This window comes from Flavobacterium panacis, from assembly GCF_024649945.1.
Classification (GTDB): Bacteria; Bacteroidota; Bacteroidia; order Flavobacteriales; family Flavobacteriaceae; genus Flavobacterium; species Flavobacterium panacis.
This window is the reverse complement of the sequence record NZ_JANKMS010000001.1, coordinates 709,330-730,735: the sequence shown is the minus strand read 5'-3', so window position 1 is coordinate 730,735 and position 21,406 is coordinate 709,330. Positions and strand designations below refer to the sequence as shown.

At 34.6% G+C, this 21,406-nt stretch carries 18 protein-coding genes; 12 read left to right on the top strand and 6 right to left on the bottom strand.

The window, feature by feature from the left end:
- Positions 1–7: 7 nt before the first annotated feature.
- The 3 genes from NQQ59_RS03090 to NQQ59_RS03080 all read right to left on the bottom strand — a co-directional run bounded on the left by NQQ59_RS03090 (position 8) and on the right by NQQ59_RS03080 (position 3,779).
- Positions 8–1,258, bottom strand: coding sequence for an McrC family protein (locus NQQ59_RS03090; RefSeq protein WP_144213510.1), 1,251 nt, complete (start codon positions 1,256–1,258; stop codon positions 8–10).
- Complete coding sequence (locus NQQ59_RS25315) at positions 1,251–3,317, bottom strand: AAA family ATPase (protein ID WP_144213508.1); 2,067 nt, start codon at positions 3,315–3,317, stop codon at positions 1,251–1,253. Before NQQ59_RS25315 ends, NQQ59_RS03090 begins: the two co-directional genes overlap by 8 nt.
- Positions 3,318–3,545: 228 nt before the next feature.
- Positions 3,546–3,779 (bottom strand): hypothetical protein, encoded by a 234-nt coding sequence (locus tag NQQ59_RS03080; RefSeq protein ID WP_144213506.1) that lies wholly within the window; start codon positions 3,777–3,779, stop codon positions 3,546–3,548.
- A 542-nt stretch (positions 3,780–4,321) separates the two neighbouring features.
- Between NQQ59_RS03080 and NQQ59_RS03075 the strand changes: the two genes are divergently transcribed.
- From NQQ59_RS03075 to NQQ59_RS03045, 7 genes are all read left to right on the top strand, one after another.
- Positions 4,322–6,835: a hypothetical protein gene (locus NQQ59_RS03075; protein WP_257698127.1), complete on the top strand. Its 2,514-nt coding sequence runs from the start codon at positions 4,322–4,324 to the stop codon at positions 6,833–6,835.
- Between the two features lie 455 nt (positions 6,836–7,290).
- On the top strand, positions 7,291–7,707 hold the full coding sequence (locus NQQ59_RS03070; RefSeq protein WP_144213502.1) for a cupin domain-containing protein: 417 nt from the start codon (positions 7,291–7,293) through the stop codon (positions 7,705–7,707).
- Between the two features lie 258 nt (positions 7,708–7,965).
- Positions 7,966–8,967, top strand: coding sequence for an alpha/beta fold hydrolase (locus tag NQQ59_RS03065; protein WP_144213500.1), 1,002 nt, complete (start codon positions 7,966–7,968; stop codon positions 8,965–8,967).
- 121 nt (positions 8,968–9,088) lie between these two features.
- A complete protein-coding gene (locus tag NQQ59_RS03060) occupies positions 9,089–9,490 on the top strand; it encodes an organic hydroperoxide resistance protein (protein WP_144213498.1) in 402 nt (133 codons plus the stop codon).
- A gap of 90 nt (positions 9,491–9,580) precedes the next feature.
- Entirely contained in the window at positions 9,581–10,306 is a 726-nt protein-coding gene (locus tag NQQ59_RS03055) for a DUF1223 domain-containing protein (protein WP_186296555.1), read from the top strand.
- A 322-nt stretch (positions 10,307–10,628) separates the two neighbouring features.
- Complete coding sequence (locus tag NQQ59_RS03050; protein WP_144213496.1) at positions 10,629–11,645, top strand: sensor histidine kinase; 1,017 nt, start codon at positions 10,629–10,631, stop codon at positions 11,643–11,645.
- Positions 11,626–12,393: a LytR/AlgR family response regulator transcription factor gene (locus NQQ59_RS03045; RefSeq protein ID WP_144213494.1), complete on the top strand. Its 768-nt coding sequence runs from the start codon at positions 11,626–11,628 to the stop codon at positions 12,391–12,393. Before NQQ59_RS03050 ends, NQQ59_RS03045 begins: the two co-directional genes overlap by 20 nt.
- 373 nt (positions 12,394–12,766) lie before the next feature.
- On the opposite strand, the gene NQQ59_RS03040 is transcribed toward NQQ59_RS03045, so the two are convergent.
- The 3 genes from NQQ59_RS03040 to NQQ59_RS03030 all read right to left on the bottom strand — a co-directional run bounded on the left by NQQ59_RS03040 (position 12,767) and on the right by NQQ59_RS03030 (position 14,981).
- Complete coding sequence (locus tag NQQ59_RS03040; RefSeq protein ID WP_144213493.1) at positions 12,767–13,165, bottom strand: DoxX family protein; 399 nt, start codon at positions 13,163–13,165, stop codon at positions 12,767–12,769.
- A 367-nt stretch (positions 13,166–13,532) separates the two neighbouring features.
- A complete protein-coding gene (locus NQQ59_RS03035) occupies positions 13,533–14,600 on the bottom strand; it encodes an NAD(P)H-dependent flavin oxidoreductase (RefSeq protein ID WP_144213491.1) in 1,068 nt (355 codons plus the stop codon).
- A gap of 6 nt (positions 14,601–14,606) precedes the next feature.
- A complete protein-coding gene (locus tag NQQ59_RS03030) occupies positions 14,607–14,981 on the bottom strand; it encodes a nuclear transport factor 2 family protein (RefSeq protein ID WP_144213489.1) in 375 nt (124 codons plus the stop codon).
- A 235-nt stretch (positions 14,982–15,216) separates the two neighbouring features.
- On the opposite strand from NQQ59_RS03030, the gene NQQ59_RS03025 reads away from it, so the two are divergent.
- The 5 genes from NQQ59_RS03025 (at position 15,217) to NQQ59_RS03005 (ending at position 21,386) form a co-directional block, all read left to right on the top strand.
- Positions 15,217–16,050, top strand: coding sequence for a universal stress protein (locus NQQ59_RS03025; RefSeq protein ID WP_144213487.1), 834 nt, complete (start codon positions 15,217–15,219; stop codon positions 16,048–16,050).
- Positions 16,051–16,637: 587 nt separating this feature from the next.
- Positions 16,638–17,684: a beta-ketoacyl-ACP synthase III gene (locus tag NQQ59_RS03020; RefSeq protein ID WP_144213485.1), complete on the top strand. Its 1,047-nt coding sequence runs from the start codon at positions 16,638–16,640 to the stop codon at positions 17,682–17,684.
- Between the two features lie 35 nt (positions 17,685–17,719).
- Positions 17,720–18,814, top strand: a complete 1,095-nt coding sequence (locus tag NQQ59_RS03015) for a sensor histidine kinase (protein WP_144213483.1) — start codon at positions 17,720–17,722, stop codon at positions 18,812–18,814.
- Between the two features lie 5 nt (positions 18,815–18,819).
- Positions 18,820–19,575, top strand: coding sequence for a LytR/AlgR family response regulator transcription factor (locus tag NQQ59_RS03010; protein WP_144213481.1), 756 nt, complete (start codon positions 18,820–18,822; stop codon positions 19,573–19,575).
- Positions 19,576–20,252: 677 nt separating this feature from the next.
- A complete protein-coding gene (locus NQQ59_RS03005; protein WP_144213480.1) occupies positions 20,253–21,386 on the top strand; it encodes an efflux RND transporter periplasmic adaptor subunit in 1,134 nt (377 codons plus the stop codon).
- Positions 21,387–21,406 lie beyond the last annotated feature (20 nt).

Sequence of the window (21,406 nt, the reverse complement as noted above, 5' to 3'; positions counted from 1 at the left end):
TATGTCTTTATTTGAACCAACGTATTATTTGATTCCCAATTTCATCATTTAATTCTAATCCATTATCTTTAAATATAGAAAGTTTACCTAACCCACATTCATGTTGTTCAATTTTATTATTGTCTACAGTATGTCTGTGGCAATTTTCAAATTTTATAAAACCGTTAAAATCTGTCTTAATTGATGGGTATAGCAACATTGCTTTCGTGGAATTCCAGTAATCATTATATACATACATTTGACGTAAGTCATGAGTTGATGGTTTGTTGTAAGATATATTTTTCCATTTAGTATCAATTATATATTTTTGAGTTCCATTCTCAATTACAATATCAGGCTTTATTGAAATTCCATTCCAAAAGCCTATTGATTGTTGGCTATAAACAGGCAATTGACTGTCTGATTGTTTTAATCTCACTAAAATATATTCTTCCCACAATAAATTCATGTCAAAGAGTAATGCTAACATGTTTTCTGATCCACTAGAAATATTGGGCGCAAAATTTAAGATTATGAACTTACAAATTGCTAGAGCAGTTTTATAAGGAATATTTTTTCTGTTTTCAGAAATTTTAGAAAATGTAGCCTCTGTAACAGATATGTTTTTTACTTCAGGAAAATCTAATAGTAATGTTTTAGTTCTATGATGTAGATAAGTGCCTTTAGAACAATTTTTTACAATCTCTAACGCCTTAGCTATAATTTGATGAATAAGATGGTCTTTGTCATAAATTTGATGGGTAGTGTAAAAACGCTCTTTATGAACTAAGTTTTTACTAATGTGTCCCGCGAACTCAAGTTTACCTTTTAGTGCTTTGATATTGTTAGTTTCTTTGTAATATTGTTTTATAAGCCCTTTATTAAGTAATTCTTGGATCTCATTTAAAAACCATTCAAAATATAAGTCTAATAAATATCTATTCTGTCTGGTAACATTTGCTTCACCAACCTTTTGTATTTTAATTTTTTTTGTAACACGAAGCATTTCTATCAAAACTTTTTGCCAGATTGCTTCATTGCCATTATGATTATCAATTTTTGGTAAAATTTCAATTGTTAAGCCTGCAACTTGAATTACTCCAACATATTGTTTAAATTTTATGCCATCATGTTGGGTTTCAAAATATTTATTATTATGCAATATGTTTAGTTTGGAAAGAGCTTCATAATGTTTTCTTTTGAAAAGATTTCCATTGTAAACATCGTCAATTTTTAATTGACGATGTTCAAATACTTGTATTGTTTTATTATTAGTCAAGGTTTAGTAAACTTTCGATTGCAGGTAATAACTCAATTTCTTCTTTTAGTTCAAATTTTTGTGCTATGATTGGTGCATCTAATGATTTTGAGAATTTTGCAAAAAACTTGTGTTTTTTTTCTAATTGAGGACATTCAACAAATCCATCTCCCAATACCAGAGCTATTTTTTCATAATCATTATAAAAGTATTCTTGTAAGAGAGGAATAATTTTATTTTTAAACGTGTAAATTAATTGTTCTTCATTTTTGACATTTATAAAGTACGCATGCCCAATTAAGTGGTCTCTGCCAAGTAAAATTTCAATTCTCGAATTGATTGTTTCTAAAATTGTTTGCATATTTATTCCTGAGAAGTCAAAAATATCAAAATAGGAATAATCTTCAGTTTCGTAATCAGATTTCATTGCTTCCCATATTTTTACCTTTTCTGCTTTTAACTCATCTGAAACTTTTGTAAAATCAAATAACTCATTCTCTTCCTTTAAAAACATTGGATCGTCCCAACCTACGTTTCTGTATTTCCATAAAAGTTGACAATACAGTGCTGACGGACTTATTAATTCTGGTAAAGGCATCATTTCTGTAAATGAAAAGCGTCGTCTTAATGCTGAATCCAAAGATTCTACACTTCGGTCCGCGGTATTCATTGTTCCAATAATATGTAAATTAGGTGGTACACCGAATTTTTCCTTACTATACGGCAAAGTAACTTCTAATGCTTCTTCATTACCTAATCTTTTATCTTCTTCTATTAGTGTAATTAGCTCACCAAATATTTGTGAAACATTGCCACGATTTATTTCATCAATGATGAGAACAAATTGTTTTTCTTTTTTAGGTTCAATTTTAGTGCCTTCTATAGATTTATATTGTTTTAATTTTTCAAGTATAGGAGGATAATATATGCCTACGCCGGTAGGTCTTATTTCTCGAATCTCATAATAGTAATCTCTTAATGTTGATTTGCTTAATGTGTGACCAGTTCCACCGCTAGCTTTTTTAAATTCGATTGAGGTATTTGTAAAGCCAAGTATAGTAAATCCTTTTCCCTCTGTTTTCATAGGGAAAATCATATCAGTATTACTGTCCCAATCTTCAATTAATTGATTATATGCGTCTTCAAACGTTAACAAATCAGAACTTTTTTGAGCATCTAACCAATTGTCATTTGCTGTTGAACTAACATTTTTAAAAACGCCATCTACAATATCATAAATTACATCTTGTTTATCGTTCAAGCTTGGTTTAATTCCTTCTATAAAATCTTCATAACTTGTGCTTTGATGAAAAGTAACAAAAGTGATTTGTTTTTCTGATACTAATCGCTCATACTCTTTTTTAATAAGTTTTCGCTCTTGATTAAAATCAAAATATGGATTTATTATAGAAATAGCTTTATGAATGGTATTGTATGTTTTTCCCGTTCCTGGTGGACCATAAAGAATTTGATTTAAAATTCTTGATTTTCTTTGAGATTCGTTTTCTGTATTATCTTTTGCATCGGGAGAGTTTAAACGTATTTTTATAGCATTAATACGATTTAAGTCTTTTTGAAACTCATTTTCGGTAATTATATATTTATCTTTTATATCTAGCTCGTCTAATAAATTTAGTGCATGATTTCTAAAATCATTGATATAATTTTCAAGATTACCCCAAATGTCATTTTTGTTCGAATATCCTTTTGTTCCATGATTTTTATCATTTAAACTAAGATTAGCATAATTAGCTAGTTTTCTGTGAAAATCTTTTTCTTTAGAATCATCTACTCCAGATTTAAAAGAAATTTCTAAATAATTATTGTAAGTGCCATTTCCTTCAATTCCAATAACAAAACCTATAGTTTTAATTTTACGAGCATTATCACCTCTTTTAAAAAGAGGGACATAGATATAATGAGAGCCTTGAAACCATTGTCCATTTTGCAATCTCTTGTCTTTTGATTGTACGCTGTCTCTTTTCCTAAGAGAAAATGTGAAATCAGGATTTTTTTCTTTGAACTTTAAAAGATAGGTTAAAATTTCTTCGCTTAGCTCTATTATTCTTTTTTTACTCACGATTGATTATTTTTAAGTAGGTTTTCAGATTTTATTATTGACAAAGATTGTCTTTTAAAAATAAAGTGTGTTACGGAAAGCCGTAATACTTATATTTTTTTTTAACAAGTGTAAGAATAATTAATGCCGAAACAATAAGTATTTACACGGAATTTTTCAAAGTTTAAAAAAACAAAACCCTCAATCTTTTTCAAGACCAAGGGTTTTAATTTTTTCAAAAAAGAAACCTTATTCTACATCCAAATACGGATCTAAAATTTCGGCTAGTTCATTGAGCCAATAGAAGCTGTCTCCAAGTTTGGCAGCGTTGGTCTGAATGTTTTCCTGATCGTTTAGAACGCCCAATGCTAGGGTTAGATTTACCTGTCTTATGGCTCTCGCCATATCGAGTGGGTCAATTCTGTCGTTGAAGAAATTCATTAGACCGATTTCGGCTTCTTTTGAAAGGGTTTTGGTACTCATAACTTTACTTTAAGGAAATATAAAACCCATGCAGGTTAGGTGTCCTACGCTGTAAAGTTGAGCGTTGCGGTTGTTTCCAATACCGCCACCATACCACATGGGCAAACTTTTTTTCTGAGATCATAACTTTACTTTAAGGACTGCAAATATATTAAAAAACAGCTTGGTTTTATAATCTAAAAAGTAATATAATTCTTAAATATTGATTTCCCGAAAACTTCCTTTTGAAACTGAGTGTCTAGCCCCGATAGTAGCGACATCCTTTTGTGGCGGGGTTCGCCACAAAAGATATAGCGGATAGCGGGAAATAGCTCCTAATAAAAATCCTCACTTCAAACTATAATTTATAAAGACAGATTTTAAATTTTAGCTCAACTAAAAAAACAAAGATTTCCACACTATTTGGTTTCAAATTACAATCTGAAACCAAGTAACGTGCTGATTTTTAGTTTTTTTTATTCGGTGAATCTAATTTTATGGAAACAATTTTATAAGACGACCAGAAGAATAAATTTTTAATGAATAACCTAACTTTTAAATTTATGAAAAATGCTTTTCTACTACTTGCAGTTTGTCTGAGTTCCATTTTGTTCTCCTGCAAAAAAGATAAAAATACAGATCAATTAAATACGGAAACTGAAAAGTCGGACACTGCCAAATCGGAATTAATTGCCGATAATGGCTGGCCACGCGAAGCAGAGAAAAACGGTACAAAACTGGTTTATTATCAGCCTCAGGTAGACGACTGGAAAGATTTTAAAGATCTTACGGCACGTGTGGCTTTTTCGCTGACGCCAAAAGACGGGAAACAGGTTTTGGGTGTGGCTTCTTTAAAAGCAGAAACATTGGTAGACAAAGACAACCGAAGCGCTTTTATAAAAAATCTTCAGGTTACGGATATAAGATTTCCTGCTCTGGACGAAAAGAAGGTTCCCGAAATGAAAAAGCTGTTTAAAGAAACGTTGCCTCAAAGCGGAGACCCGATTTCGGTAGATCGCATTCTGGCCGATTTAAGTCATACCAAAAGTCCGCCAAAAGGAATTGCGGCTAAAAACGATCCGCCTGCGATTTTTTACAGCACCAATCCAGCAATTTTGCTGATTGTGCAGGGAGAACCCGTTTTGGTCCCTATAGAAAAATCGGATATACAATTTGTGGTCAATACGAATTGGGATGTGTTTTTTGATAAAACAGCAAAAGACTATTATCTCTTGGTTGATAACATTTGGCTGACTTCTAAAGACATTGCAGGCAAATGGACGAAAACGACCAAATTGCCTGCTGGTTTAAATAATCTGTCTTCGGGAGAGAATTATGATGAGGTCAAAAAAATGATTCCCCCGCCATCTTCTGGAAATGCGCCGGAGGTTTTCTACAGCAATAAACCTGCGGAATTGATTGCAGTAAATGGAAGTCCGAAATTCATTAAAATCGACGGAACCAAATTAATGTATATCGACAATACCGAAAATGATGTTTTTGCGAATGAAGCCGATGGACAGTATTATGTGTTATTATCTGGAAGGTGGTTTAAATCGAAAGCATTAACAGGGCCTTGGTTGTATGCAGGAAATAATTTGCCTGCTGATTTTGCAAAGATTCCGAAAGATTCTCCGCGTGCCAATGTTTTGTCATCTGTACCTGGAACACAGGAAGCCAATGATGCCGTAATGTTATCGCAAGTTCCAACAACGGCAATTTTGAAAAAATCAGATGCTGAGGCAAAAGTAAAAGTAACGTATGATGGCGGAACGGCTCAATTTAAACCAATCGAAGGCACAAAAATGCAATATGCAAGCAATACGCAGGAGAAGATCATAAAAGTAGGCGATTTGTATTATTTATGCTTTCAGGCGGTTTGGTTCATGTCGACAAGTCCAAACGGACCTTGGAAAACAGCCGATTCTGTTCCGAAAGAAATTTATACGATTCCGCCAAGTTCGCCTGTCTATAATTTGACATATGTAACGCAAACCACAACCGATACAACCGTGGAAAGCAGTTCGACTGCGGGTTATTTGGGAGCCTTTATTATTGGTGCTACGTTTGGCGCTATCTTGACGTATGGCACAGGATGGTATTATCCGCCTTATGTGTATTATGGAGGTTTGTATCCAATATATCGTCCATGGCCTTATGCGTATGGAGGAGGAGCAGTATACAATCCGTGGACGGGTGGTTATGCCGCAGGAAGACGCGTTTACGGACCTTATGGTGCTGCGGGAACTTCGGCTTGGTACAATCCAGCAACAGGAAGATACGGACGTTCTGCAAGTGTTCAAGGTTGGTATGGTGGTCGTACGGCTGCAAGTACATATAATCCGTGGACAGGAAATTATGCTAGAACCAATCAAGGACATAATGCGTATGCGCAATGGGGACATTCGGCTGCGACAAATGGAAATCAGTGGGCACAAACGGGACATATTACAACTAGACGCGGAACAGCGATTGGTTATGAAACTTCTGGTGGAAATAAAGGTGTAATAACACATCGCAGAGGCGGAGGAACTACAATTCATACCAACAATAATGTATATGCAGGCCACGACGGACATGTCTATAAAAAAGATGCAAACGGAAATTGGAGTCATTATAATAATGGAAATGGTGGCTGGACGCAAGCAGGAACTTTAGGCTCGTCCAAAAAAACAGGTGAAGGAATTCAAAACAGAAATAATAAGGGACTAGGAGCAAATGGAGCAGGAGAGCGAATCCAACGAAATAATCCGAACAAAGGACTTGGCGCAAACGGAGCTGGAGAAAGAATGCAACCAAAAACCAACCAAAATTTAGGAGGCGAAACTCGAATTGGAGAAGGAATTCAACGTGATAATCTTCCTAAAGCAGATCAAACGCTTGGACAACCCAACAAACCTTTAGGAGAAGCGGGTCGTCCAGATATTACAAACGATTTGGATCGTTCTGCTTTTTCAAGAGATCGCGGAGAAACACAAACCCGTAATTTCCAAAACTTCCAAAGAGAGAACGGCGGTGGTCGTTTAGGCGGTGGTGGCGGATTTAGAGGCGGCGGAGGTTTTAGAGGTAGGAGATAAAAGGATGTAGAGAAAAGAAGTTAGTTATAATTCAATAAATCAGGAATGGTAGAAATACTGTTTCTGATTTTTTTTTATGCCGTTTGTTTTTTTGCCACAAAGGCACTAAGGCACAAAGTTTTATTTTTTAACTGCAAATCACGAAAGGTGTTTTTAATCTCCCAATCTGGTAGCAAAGCTTTGTAGATAAAGCTGATGCAAATTGCTCGCAAAGTCGCGAAGTCGCAAAGTTTTTAAATTCTTTGCGACTTCGCGACTTTGCGAGATTAAAAAAGTATTGTATAGTTCATTGCGTGCATTGCGGTAAAACTCACCAGTATTCTACAACTCAAAGCCTGTCCATTTCACCCTGAAGTTTGTCCGTTTCAACTATTTCCTCATTTCGTACGAGCGATTACCGATATACTTTTGACTCAGAAATTAACTGAAAAAACAAATAATTTAAATCAAAAGTTATGGAAACGAAAAAACAAAAAACATGGGTTGTAATCGCAATCATTATTTTAGGTATCATTGCCTTTTTAGTTCCGAATCAGATTGCGGCACAAACAGGAGTAAAACGCACCGATTTACAAAAACACGATCTAAGTACGCCAGGAAAAGAAATGGTTCAAGCGAGAATCGATTTTGCAGCACATTCAGCCTTTGGAAATCATTATCATCCAGGAGAAGAAGTGATTTATGTTATTGAAGGTACTTTAGAATATCAAGTTGAAGGCGAAAAACCTGTAACGCTAAAAGCAGGAGAAGTACTTTTTATTCCAGCAGGCGTCGTGCATTCAGCAAAAAATAATACAAATGCTAATGCAGCAGAACTCGCAACTTATATCGTAGAAAAAGGAAAACCAATCTTAACGTTGAAGAAGGAGTAGTTTCAAGTTTAATGTTTTGCCACGAAGGCGCAAAGGCGCGAAGATTTGTTTTATTGCAAAGTCCACAAAGATTTTATACTAAAAAATATTCTTAAAAAAAACTTAGTGTCTTAGCGCCTTCGTGGCAGAAAAAAAAACTTGTCCACTTCAACCCCAACTTTATCCACTTCACCTTTTTTTACCTTTTAAAACAAGCGTTGTCAAAATACCTTTGACGAAGAAATTAACTGATAATCAAATAATAAAAAGCAAATAATTATGAAAACGATCTTAAAAATTACAAGTAAAATAGTTTTAATCGCAATTCTTTTTATGAATGCAAACTTAACTCAAGCGCAAACTTCAACACAAAAAGCAATAGAAGTAAGCAGTTCATTAGGAACTTTAAAACAAGTCAACGCAGGTTTATTAAACGTAGGTTATACAGAAGCAGGACCTGCAAACGGAACACCAGTAATTTTACTTCACGGATGGCCTTATGACATTCACAGTTATAACGAAGTGGTTCCGCTTTTAGCAGCAAAAGGATATCATGTTTTTACACCATATTTAAGAGGATTTGGAACAACAACTTTTCTTTCAAAAGATACCTTTAGAAACGGTCAGCAAGCCGCATTAGCAAGTGATATTATCGCTTTTATGGATGCACTTAAAATAGACAAAGCCGTAATTGGCGGTTTCGACTGGGGAGCAAGAACAGCAGTTGTAGTATCAGCACTTTGGCCAGAACGCGTAAAAGGATTGGTTTCAGTAAGCGGTTATTTAGTAGTGAATTTAGAAGCAAATTTAAAACCGCTTCCTCCAACAGCTGAATTAGGATGGTGGTACCAATATTATTTTGCAACGGAAAGAGGAAAACAAGGTTACACACAAAATACTTACGATTTCAACAAACTAATTTGGGAAATAGCTTCTCCGTTATGGAATTTCGACAAAGCAACTTACGATCAAACGGCTCAATCTTTTGACAATCCAGATCACGTTGCCATTGTGATTCACAACTACAGATGGAGACAATCTCTAGAAGCTGGAGAATCTAAATACGATGCTTTAGAAAAACGTCTTTCAGTAAAACCAGAAATTAAAGTTCCAACGATTACAATAGGAAGTGATTTTGATGGCGCTTTCGCGGATGGAAAAGCATACGCAAACAAATTCACAGGAAAATATGAACACAGAATTTTAAAAGGAATCGGACACAACGTGCCTCAAGAGGATCCAAAAGCATTTGCACAAGCGATAATTGATGCTTCTAAATAATGGTGAATTGTAAATGATTAATTATTAATTCCTTTCACAACTTACATTTTACATCTCTCAAAAAAAAACATAAAGCATATAAAATTTACAATTAATAACTCACAATTAACAATTAGAAAAGATGGTTTTATACACAGGAAAAACACACACAACAGGCGGTAGAGAAGGAGCTTCTCAAAGTTCAGACGAACAATTGAATATCAAATTAAGTGCACCGGGATCTTTACGTCCGGGAACTAATCCAGAGCAGTTGTTTGCTGCGGGATGGTCGGCTTGTTTTATTGGAGCTTTAGGACTTGCAGCGGCTAAACTGGGAGTCAAACTTCCCGCCGATACTGCTGTAGATGCTGAGGTTGATTTATGTGTAACGGAAGGAGAATATTCGCTTCAAGCAAGATTAAACATTAGTCTTCCAGGATTAGATACTGAAACTGCAGAAGCCTTAGCAGCACAAGCGCATCAGACTTGTCCATATTCTAAAGCGACAAGAGGAAATATCTATGTTGAACTTAATATCCTTTAACAATTAGAAGTTATGAATTATGAGTTATAAGTTTTGATAAATTCAATATGCACTCATAATTCATAACTCATAATTTACAATTAAAAAATCATGAAAATAGTAGTAGCTTTTACAATGCTGTTTTTTCTTAGCGCAAGCAGCATTTTCAGTCAAAATTCAGATAAAAAAGGATTTGCACTTTTAGAATTGTATACTTCAGAAGGCTGTTCGAGCTGTCCGCCAGCAGATGAATTGTTGGGGAAGATTCAAAATGAATATCAAGATAAGAATGTTTATGTACTGGCTTATCATGTGGATTATTGGGACAAACAAGGCTGGAAAGATATTTTCAGCAATGCCAGTTTTACACAAAGACAATACGATTATGCGCAATTTTTAGGGAAAGAACCAATTTACACGCCGCAAGTAATCATTAACGGAAAAGCAGATTATATTGGTTCTCAAGAAACCAGCTTACGAAACGGAATTAAATCGGCACTTTCTAAACCTGCTGCAGTCGATTTGTCTTTAGATGCCAAACAGCAAAATGATAAATTGACACTGAATTACAGTATTAACGGTGCTTTTAAAAATAGTCATTTGTTAGTGGCAGTAGTTCAGAAATCGGCTAAAAGCAATGTGAAAAGAGGAGAGAATGCACATCGCATTTTATCGCATTATCAAATTGTTCAGCGTTTGCAGACAATTGATCTGAAAACGGCGAAAGGAATCTCGACAATTACTTTGCCTAAGAATTTTAATTCACAAGACTTTGAAGTTGTTGGTTTTGTACAAGATATGAAATCAGGTGCAATTCTTGGGGTGAAACGTGCTTAAGTTTTTGTTTCACGCAGATTTAAAAAGATTTGAGCTGATTAAAAAGATTTTTATTTAAATCCTCAAAGAGTTATACTCCATTCTGTTTGTCATTTCGAGGAACGAGAAATCAAACTCGTAACTCTACAAAGATTGGAAATTCGTTTTGTGAGCTTATAGTGTGATTTCTCGTTCCCCGAAATGACAAAATAAACCTAGAACGTTTCTGCATTTAAATAAAAAAATCTGCACGATCTGCCTAAATCTTTTTAAATCTGCGTGAAAAATCCTTTCAAAATAAACCTATCTTTGGCAGAGTAAGATCAAAAACAAACCTTAAATTATGGAAAAAGTTAAACGTTTTCAGGTTTCTGAGAAAGTCATTTGGGGAAGTTCGATCGCATTGGCGGTTATGGCTTCGATACCTAAATTATTTGATGCCGATTCTACACCTGGTGATCTTATCATAAATTCTTCGATAACACTTTTGTTTTCCCTTTTTATATGGTATTATAATATCTACAGCTTACCAAAATTTTCATCGCACCGAGCTAATAAAAGCCTTTTTAACTGGAAACTTTTATTGAGTGTTGTAATGGGGATTTTGCTGATGGTTATTCTGGTAATCGCACATCAAGAACTTTTTCAAGTATCAAAAATGGACGCGCCAATTATGTTCGAGCTTCGTGGAGTTTTAATCAACCTAATTGTCTATATGTTTTTACATTTGCTTTTTCAAAATTATCAAACCCAGCAAATAGGAGTAGAGTTAGAACGTACAAAAGCAGTAAATCTAGGTGCTCAATACGAATTGTTGAAACAGCAGGTCAATCCGCATTTTCTTTTTAATAGCTTGAATACGCTGAAATCAATGGTCGATATTCAAGATCCGCAGAGTTCTGATTTTATATTGAAATTATCTGATTTCTATCGCTTTACATTAGAAAGCCGAAAAATGGATTTGATTCCGCTAAGCGAAGAATTACAGATTTTGGATTCGTATGTGTATTTACTGAAAGCACGTTTTGAAGACGGATTTGTTTTAGAAAATAAAGTAGATCCAAAACAATACGATTGTGCAATTCCGCCTTTTAGTTTGCAATTATTAATCGAAAACTGCATCAAACATAATGTCGTTTCTTTAGATAAACCTTTGAAAATTAAGCTCTATACTGAAAATGAGTTTTTAGTAGTTGAAAATAAAATTCAGCTCAAAAGAGGAGCGGTATCTACAGGCGTTGGTTTGGATAATATCAACCAGCGTTTTATGCACCTGATTCACAAAGAAATCGAAATTGATAAAGACGAAAACACTTTTAAAGTAAAAATACCACTGAATTATGACTATCATAATAATTGAAGATGAAGTAAAAACGGCCAAAGCACTTGGCCAGCTTATTCTGAGCATCAGACCCGATGTCCAGATTTTGTCTTATATACAAAGCATTGACGGAGCGGTTGATTATCTTATGGAAAACGATCAGCCTGATCTTATTTTTATGGATATTCAGCTCGCAGACGGTCAATGTTTTGAGATTTTTAAGAATGTTGAGGTTTTGTCGCCTGTGATTTTCTGTACTGCTTTTGATGATTATGCTATTGAAGCTTTCAAGTCAAACGGAATTGATTATGTTCTAAAACCATTTTCAAGAGACAGCATTTCTCAAGCTTTAAAGAAAGCAGGAGAGTTGAAAAACTTCTTTCAAAGAAATAAAAAAGCAATGCCCGATTTCGAACTTTTATTAACGAGAAATGGTGAAAACAAAGGGAAAAGCAGTTTTTTGGTTTTCAAAAACAATAAATACCAAACGGTTTTAACGGAGAATATTGCATTTTTTTTCATCAAAAACGAAACGCCAACGATTATGACTTTGGATAAAAATGAATATCCGTTAACGCAATCTTTAGACGAAATTCATAAGCTTTTATCGCCAATTCAGTTCTTTAGAGTCAACCGACAATATTTGGTCAATTTTTCGGCAATAAGAGAAGCAGAGCATTATTTTTCACGTAAAATAATCGTGAAATTAAGTGTTCCAACAGAAGAGAAATTATTAGTTGGAAAAGAAAAAGCAACAGCATTTTTAAGTTGGTTAGAAAACCGATAAAACCAATTAATTTATCGTTTTTTGAGATAAATTAATTGGCTCAGTTTTACAATCCAGGAAACATAAAACAGCTTATAAAAAACAAAGCTGAAAGTATAAAACAGAGAATTAGAATAATCTTTTTCATTGGAAAGAATTAATTTGAAGTTGAAAATTTGAGGGAGTTTTTTTTCGTCTCTTTAGTAAGCTTCGGAGAAGCGAAATATCTATAGCAAAAGAATAAATGTTTACAATATAAAGCTCCAGCGGAGCGACATATTTTCTACAAGCTAACATATTTCGCTTCGCTGGAGCTTTTATTCACTCGTATTTAACCGAATTCTATAAATATTTCGCTCCGTTGGAGCTTTTTTGTAAAGTAATTTCGACTTCTTTAAAAGTTTGCAGAAGATGGAGCGTAAGTTGCTGTATACAATTTTCTATACATTGCATAAGTAACACTTACCATTACAAAAGCGATTATAGCATCTGTTGCAGCGCCAAAACCTAAGACAGCGATTTTTGAAAAGAAAGCAAAGATGATGTCGAAAAATATTCCTGCGAAAACCCATTCTTTCAATCTTAATAATTTGTTTGGAATTAAAAGTGTAATAACGCCGGCTACTTTAAAAACGCCAAGGATATAGATGAAATGCGCTGGATAACCCAATTGTTGTGTGATTCCCCAAACCAATGGATTATTTGTTAATTCGAAGAAACCGCTTGCGCCAAACCATAAAGAAGTTAATACTGCGCCTGTCCAATAGATAATTTTTGTTGTTTTTGAGTTCATGATTTTGATATTTAAAGTTATTTAACGGTACAAATGTGCGTTGAAAGCCTTAAAATCGAAATCGAAAATAGGTTGAAGCGGACAAACTTCGGTGTGAACTGGACAGTCTGTAAGTTGTTAATTTTGAATTGTGAAATGCGTGCGGATTTAACCGCAAAGGGCGCTAAGATTTTTCGCAAAGCACGCTAATTTTTTTAATCTCGCCAAGTCGCCAAGACGCAAAGAATTTAAAAACTTTGCGTCTTGGCGACTTGGCGAGCAATTTGGATCAGCTTTATCTACAAAACTTTGCTCGCAATAACTATCTGGATTGCGTTTTTATGAAGTCTTACAGATAAAATTCTTAGCGTGCTTTGCGGTTAAAAAACTAAAGAATAGAAGATGTTTCAGCAATTAAAGCCTGCATCAACTCGCTAGCTTTACGGTGTTTTAAATTGCTTGTGTTTTGACCCGACCAGAAATTTACCAAATCAGCTCTTTCTTGAGCCAAAGCTGCGGTTTTCAAAGAAGCCATCAATCTGGTTTGAAGTGGAAACGGAAGCACTTCTTCCTCAAAAGGAACATTGTTGGATATTGTATTGCAAACCATTCGGCCCATTCTTCCCGTAAGCGATTTTGAAACTGTAGTCGGAATGTTCGGATTTGCAAACAATGTTTCTTTATGTAAAGGTACAGCAGCAGATTCGTCAGTAACCATAAAAGCAGTTCCTAATTGTACAGCATCGGCGCCTAAAGTCATGGCGGCGGCGATTCCTTTTGCATCTATAATTCCGCCAGCTGCAATAATTGGCGTTTTGGTTTTTGCTTTTAATTGCTGAATGAGGCTGAATAACCCCGTAAAAGAATCTTGTGCTGGTTTTAAAAAAGAAGGCCTGTGACCGCCAGCTTCAAAACCTGCGGCGACAATTGCGTCTACTTCGGCATCTTCTAGCGCAAGTGCTTCTTCCAAAGTTGTGGCAGCTCCAATAGTTTTTATGCCGAGTTTTTTACATTCGTTTAGAATTTCTTTTGATGGAATTCCGAAAATGAAACTAAAAACAGCAGGCTTTAATTCGAATACAACTTCAACTTGCTTTTCAAATTTAGAAGGAATATCAGAAGATAAATCAGGAAGCGGAATCCCTAATTCATCGAAATAAGGTTTAAAATTCTGTTTTATCTTTTCCAGTTTTTCTGGAGGATAGTTTAGAAGACTTTCATCCACATCATTAACCCATAAATTGATATTGTAAGGCTTAGAAGTGACCAATTTAATTTCTTTTCCAGATTGTCGAATTTCTTCTGGTGTCAGTGTATAAGCGCCGTAACTGCCCAATCCACCTCCGTTGCTTACAGCAGCCAAAAGTGAAGAAGTAGAAAAACCGCCTCCCATCGGACCTTGTAAAATTGGATACTCAATGCCTAGTAATTGTGTTATTTTGGTTGAATTCCACATTATATTTTAATTTATTTTTGATGCTAATTTGTTGCTAATAACCCATTTTTCATCAACAACGATAAGGCTTAAAAAGTCATAATAATCATATTCGAATATCGGAACTTGTACTTTTGCGACAGCGGTATTATTGATGATTTCTAAAGATAAGATTTTCATTTTGAATTCTTCGCCCAATTCGTTTGGACTTTTACGATTTTTCACGCCTTCCAGATATTGATTTAGGGTTTTAAAATGCGTTTCTCCGCTGAGATCAAAGCCAATAATAGCCTGTGGATGAAAAACACTTTGTAATAAGGGAACGTCACCGTTATAAATTCCGTTAAAATAATCTGTAATTACAGCCGTAATTGAACTTTCTTTGGTATCAGAACTTTTCATAGTTTAAATTTTAAATGAACTGATTGGTTTTATTGAACTGTAAAAATACTGCTATTTAAAGAGGTTCCCATCAATTATTTTCATCGTTTTTAAAGTAAGAAACAAAAAAAGAAAGTTTGTGTTTTCAGCAATGAAATTTTACGGTTGAGTCGTTAAAAATGATTCTTCAGTTATATAAAAAAGGTTTGAAACATTTATTTGAGCAATTTTGCTACAAAGCTTAATTACTATTTTTATGATTTCACCTCTAACTATAATTGCTGCGACAAATTTTTCTGCTATTGCAAATAACGCAGTTTCTTATGCAGCCGGACTTGCAAAAGCTACCGGAGCAAAATTGATTTTATTTAATTCATTTTCTTTGAGTGTGCACAGTGCAAACTCACATATCACCGCAGATGCGATGCAAAAACAAATTGAAAAAGCAATTTCGAGACTAGAAAATTTAGCCAAAGAAACAGCCGATTCATTTGAAATAGAAACATCAGCCATTTGTACGTATTCTTTTTTGGAAGATGAACTTCCAAGAATTATTACACAGACCAATGCAGATGTTGTGGTAATGGGAATGGCAGAACGTTCTTTTGAGCAGGAATTATTGGGAAATTCGACCACAACAGCAATCAAAAACCTTCATATACCAGTTTTAGCAGTTCCTCAAAATGCACGTTTCATTAATATTAAAAAGGTATTGTATGCCTGTGACAGCTTAAGCTTTTCAGCAATTAAAAAATTCAGTTGGATTAAAAATGCTTTGGGAGATTTTGGTGCAGAAATCGAGTTTTTTAGTGTGGATGAAAAATTGGATGATTTGAAAGAAGAACAACATAGAATTTTAATGAATTCGAATATCGAAAAAGAATTTGAGGATGTTAAATATTTATATAAAAGTGTAAGATCGAATGCCGTAATTAACGAAATCAAGAAAGAAATCAATAATTATGAGGCCGATCTTTTGATTATGGTGCCTCAAAAATACGGTTTTTGGGATTCTTTGGTGCACAGAAGTAAAACGAGGATTTTAGCAGCAGGGCTAGATATTCCATTATTGTCGTTTCCAAATTATTAGAAATTAATTTGTTTTAGAAACAATGATATAAAAATTACAAGGTTTTTTTGAAGAAATTTTATCAAAATAAATTTTAACAGATTTTTTTTTGATTTTAGGGATTCTATAATTTTTGGCGTTTGTTGTCGGATATCAAAATTATATTTTAACATTTCAGGTAGTTTTGTTAATTATTCTTAATTACCTGCTTGTTTAAGATTTTTTTAAATTAATTTTGTAGCACTCTAAAAACTTAATGCAGATAGATTTTTTTATCAGTATGGCAATAGCTGTAATTGGGAATTATCTACAAACTGAAAAGACATTTTATGATTTTAAAAATAAGATAAATTAAAGATTCTATACCAAGTAACACCGAGAAAGACTTAGTGTAGGTTTTTAATTTATTTTAGTTGGATTTTGTATAATGTTTTTAGTTTGTTCAGGTTTTTTAAACATATTTCTCAGAGAAAAGTTTTGTCAGAAGATATAATTCGCTTTTTACGGTTCAAATTTTAGGTATTTATAATGAACGGTTCAAAAGAAGAAAAGAAGTAGTAAGCATTGGGTACGAAGGGTACAAAAGCTTAAAAAAAAAACAAAAACAAATGAGCGCAGTAATTACAGCTATAGGTGGTTTCGTACCATCATCAATCCTGACCAATAAAAAGATTTCAGAGACAGTTGATACATCGGAGGAATGGATCATCAAAAGAACTGGAATTAGAGAACGTAGAATCGCAGACGACGATACAGCAACATCTGATCTTGCCGCTGCTGCGATTGAAAATTTATTCGAAAATTACAATGTTGATCGTAACGAAATAGAAGCTTTGCTTGTAGCAACAGCAACTCCCGATCATATTTTAGCACCAACAGCAAGTATTGTTTGCGATAAAAGTGGTTTAACAAATGCTTTCGGAATTGACATGAACGCCGCTTGCAGTGGATTTTTGTATGCACTGGAAATGGGGGCAAACATGATCGAAAGTGGCCGTTACAGCAAACTTATTATTGTTGGAGCAGACAAAATGAGTTCAATCGTAGATTATGAAGACCGTAATACTTGTATTCTTTTCGGAGATGGAGCAGGAGCGGTTTTATTAGAGAAATCAGAATCTAAAGTTGGTTTAATGAAAACGATTCTGAAAACAGACGGGAGTGGTGTTTCTTCTTTGGCTGTACCGGCTGGAGGTTCTAGAAATCCAACTTCTATGCAGAGTCTTTTGCACAGAACACATTATTTAAAACAAGACGGAGCTTTTGTATTTAAAAGAGCCGTGGCAGCAATGAGCCAAGTTTCGCAAGATGCTTTGGTGAAAAACGAATTAGAAGCAGGCCAAATTGATTGGGTTGTGCCTCATCAAGCTAATTTGAGAATTATCAACGCTGTAAGCGAAAGCTTGAATATTGATTTTGAAAAAGTTAAAGTAAATATTGACCGTTACGGGAATACAACATCTGCAACAGTTCCGTTGTGTTTGTGGGATTTCAAAGACGATTTTAAAGAAGGACAGAATGTATTGATCACTACTTTTGGAGCAGGATTTTCTTGGGGTGCTACGTGCTTGAAATGGGGCGTAATGCGTGAAAGAAAATCTGTAGAAAAAACAATTACAAATAATGAAGAAAAAAATGTTTTAGTGGCGCATTAAGATGTTGCAGCATTTTTTCAAACTACAAGAAATAAATGAGGTTACGCAGCCAAAATAAAAAGTCGGGCAAGAATTTTTTCTATAAATATTACAGAGTTATTGTAATTCCGGCAGTTTTCTTGGTCTATCTGTCATCTTATTATTTTTTAAATCCCTATAGAAATTTTGAAGAGGAAGGTCTGCTCGATGTGGATCAGACCTTCGATATTTTCATTATTCTTCTATATTGTGCCATACTTACAGAACTAACTTTGTTTGTTGGTAGAAAATTAAATTATTACATACGCTGGGAACAAAATCCAGCCTTTAGGGCAATAGCACAATTTATCTGCTTAATTGCCGGAAACATTCTTCTTAATTACTTTTTTTCTTGTCTTTGGGATTATTTATATCCTTGTACAGCTTTAGAAGAAAATGATTTGGTTACCATTTGGCAGTCTAAAATTATGGCTGCAATTATTTCGCTTTTTATTAGTGCCATTCATACCGGAATTTTTTTGTTAAACAGATGGCGTTTGAATGCCATCGAAACTGCCGAATTAAAAGTAAAAGCTTCTGAACTTCAGGAAGCTGTTACACGTTCGAAATTAGAATCTTTAAAAATGCAGTTAGATCCGCATTTTGTCTTTAATAATTTCAGCACTTTAACGGAGTTGATTTATGATGATCAGAAAGAAGCAGCTTCGTTTTTGGAAAATATAACGAGAGTATATCGTTATATGATCTCCAATTCGAATAAAGATACCATTACAGTAAAAGAAGAAATAGAATTCTTGAATGCGTATTTTTATTTATTAAAAAAAAGACTGGGTGATAAAATCGATTTGAAAATTGAAATTGATTCGGATTCTTTGGCGCTTCATTTACCACCATTGACTTTGCAATTGTTGGTAGAAAATGCGGTAAAACACAATATGGCAACTTTGACCAATCCGCTTACTATTACTGTCTTTTCCGATTCAGGGGATATTATTGTTCGAAATAATCTGCAAAGAACTGCAGGTAAAAGTTTGGTTTCAACCGGAATAGGAAATAAAAATATTGAATTCCGTTATAAGATTTTATGCGAAAGAATGCCGATTTTTAGTGAATCCAACGGCTATTATGAAGTGCGTCTGCCATTAATTTAAGAGTTATGAAAATTTTAATTGTAGAAGATGAAAGTATTAACGCCAGCAGATTAAAAAGACTGTTGGAAGAGTTAGAACCCGATTGCGAAATTTTAGACATTATTGATACTGTTGTAGATACGGTTGCGTGGTTGAAATCGAATCCATGTCCGGATTTAATAACAATGGACATTCGTTTAGCTGACGGATTGAGTTTTGCTATTTTTGATGAAATCGAAATCACGTGTCCGGTTATTTTTACTACAGCTTATGACGAATATGCGATTCGTGCCTTTAAGGTAAACAGCATCGATTACTTGATGAAACCCATCGAAAAGAACGAATTGGAATTTGCCTTAACAAAATTCAAATCTTTAAATAAAAACGAAACCAGCGTTACCAATATCGCCGGGATTCTAAAAGAACTGATTGAAAAACCTGTATTTAGAATGCGCTTTTTAGTTACCTATCGCGACGGTTATAAAAGTGTAGATGTTTCAGATATCGACTTTATATATTCTGAATTTAAAACAAGTAATTTGTTTCTTAAATCAGGGGCAATTATTTCTATTCCCCAAACTATGGAAGAACTGGAACAGGAATTAGATCCTAATATCTTTTTTCGTGCCAACCGCCAGTTTTTCATTCGTGCAGAAAGCATCAAATCTATTGCGAACTACTTCAACGCAAAGTTAAAAATCCAATTAAAATTAGACCCCGAACGCGAGGTGATCATCAGTAGAGAAAAAACACCTTTCTTTAAACAATGGATGGATCGCTAAGAAAGTTGCTAAGGTTCTGAGATGCTGAGGTTCTAAGGTTTTTGTTTTGCCGCAAAGGCACTAGGGCACAAAGTTTTTTTGCCACGAATTGCTTCGCCAGTTCGCTATCGCTCGAGTCACAAATTTTATTTTGCCGCGAAGACGTAAAGACTCTAAGTTTTTTGTTACGAATTGCACTAATTTTGACTAACTTCCAATAATTCTTTTCTGTATTTGCGACGTTTTACTCTCATTTTTGTCATTTCGACGAAGGAGAAATCTCCACAAGTAGCTCCACAATCTATAGCCAATCTTTGTAGAATTTCTCGTGGAGATTTCTCCTTCGTCGAAATGACAAACGTTGTGTTTTAGCATCTAGGCGATAAAAATTCGAGAAATTATTTCTCTAGTATTTTTGCACAAGAATTTTAATTAGCGAAAATTCGTGACTCGAGCGATAGCGAATAGGCGAAGCAATTAGTGGCAAAAAACTTAGCGTCTCAGCGTCTTTGCGAGATTCCTTCTAAACACTTGCACAAAAAAATCTTCGCGTCTTAGTGCCTTAGTGGCAAAATCAAAACCCATCCGTTTCAGTGTCGAAAAATTACGTTTGGGTAACTTTCTTCCAAAAAAAAGAGCTGTTCTGCTGTTATTTTGCGCTCAAATTTGAGGTAATTCATTCTAAAATGAAAAATAAAATGACAAAACAGTTTTTTCAAAATAACAAAGCAATTGGCAGGATTGCAGTTTTATTGATAATCATTTCCCTTTCTTCGTGTGGAAAAAGTGCAGATGCGCAAATGGCTCCTCCAAAGCCAGAAGTAGACTTTTTACAAACCAGTTCAGAAACGGGAGCAGTAGAAAAAAAATATCCAGCAACAGTCGAAGGTGCTGTAAATGTTGACATAAAAGCCCAAGTATCAGGTTATTTGGAAGCGATTTATGTTAAAGAGGGAGATTATGTAAACAAAGGACAATCTCTTTTTAAAATTAAAGGCGATGTTTATGCCGAACAAGTAAACAACAGTCGTGCAGCGTATAAAAGCGCTTTGGCAAATCAGGCAAATGCTAAATTGGAAGTAGAGAAAATCAAACCTTTGGTAGAAGGAAAAGTATTTTCAGACATGCAGTTAAAAACAGCACAAGCCAATTACGAAGCAGCAACGGCACAAGTAGCACAGGCTAAAGCCGCTTTAGGATCATCTCAGATTAATGCCGATTTCTCTTTGATTAAAGCTCCTGTAAGCGGCTATATTAGCCGAATTCCGAATCGTATCGGAAACTTAGTAACACCAACCGATGCAGTTCCGTTAACTACACTTTCAGAAATCAACAATGTATTTGTGTATTTCTCTCTTACGGAGGCAGATTATCTTTCTTTTTCAAAAGATGCAGGAGCCAATCAATCCGTAAGTTTAATTATGGCCGATGACAGTGAATACGATCAAAAAGGAAAACTGGAAGTTGCCAGTGGAAACATTGATCGTGCAACAGGTACAATTGCTTTAAAAGCCATTTTCCCAAATCCGAAAAAACAATTGCGTGCAGGAGGTTCTGCTAGAATTGTCTTAAACAAAAGTTTATCATCTGTAATTACAGTTCCGATGGCGAGTGTAAAAGATATTCAGGACAAATTTTTCGTCTTTGTTTTAAAAGAAGGAAATAAAGTAGCAATGGTTCCAATTGAAATTGCAGGAAGCGCAGGAGTAGATTACTTCGTAAAATCGGGTTTAAAATCGGGTGATAAAGTAGCTTTAAATTCTATCGATGTTCTTTATGATAGCATGGAAGTGGTTCCGAAAACCGCTTCAAAGGCTGTAAGCAGCAAATAATTTTTGATTTAAAAATATAA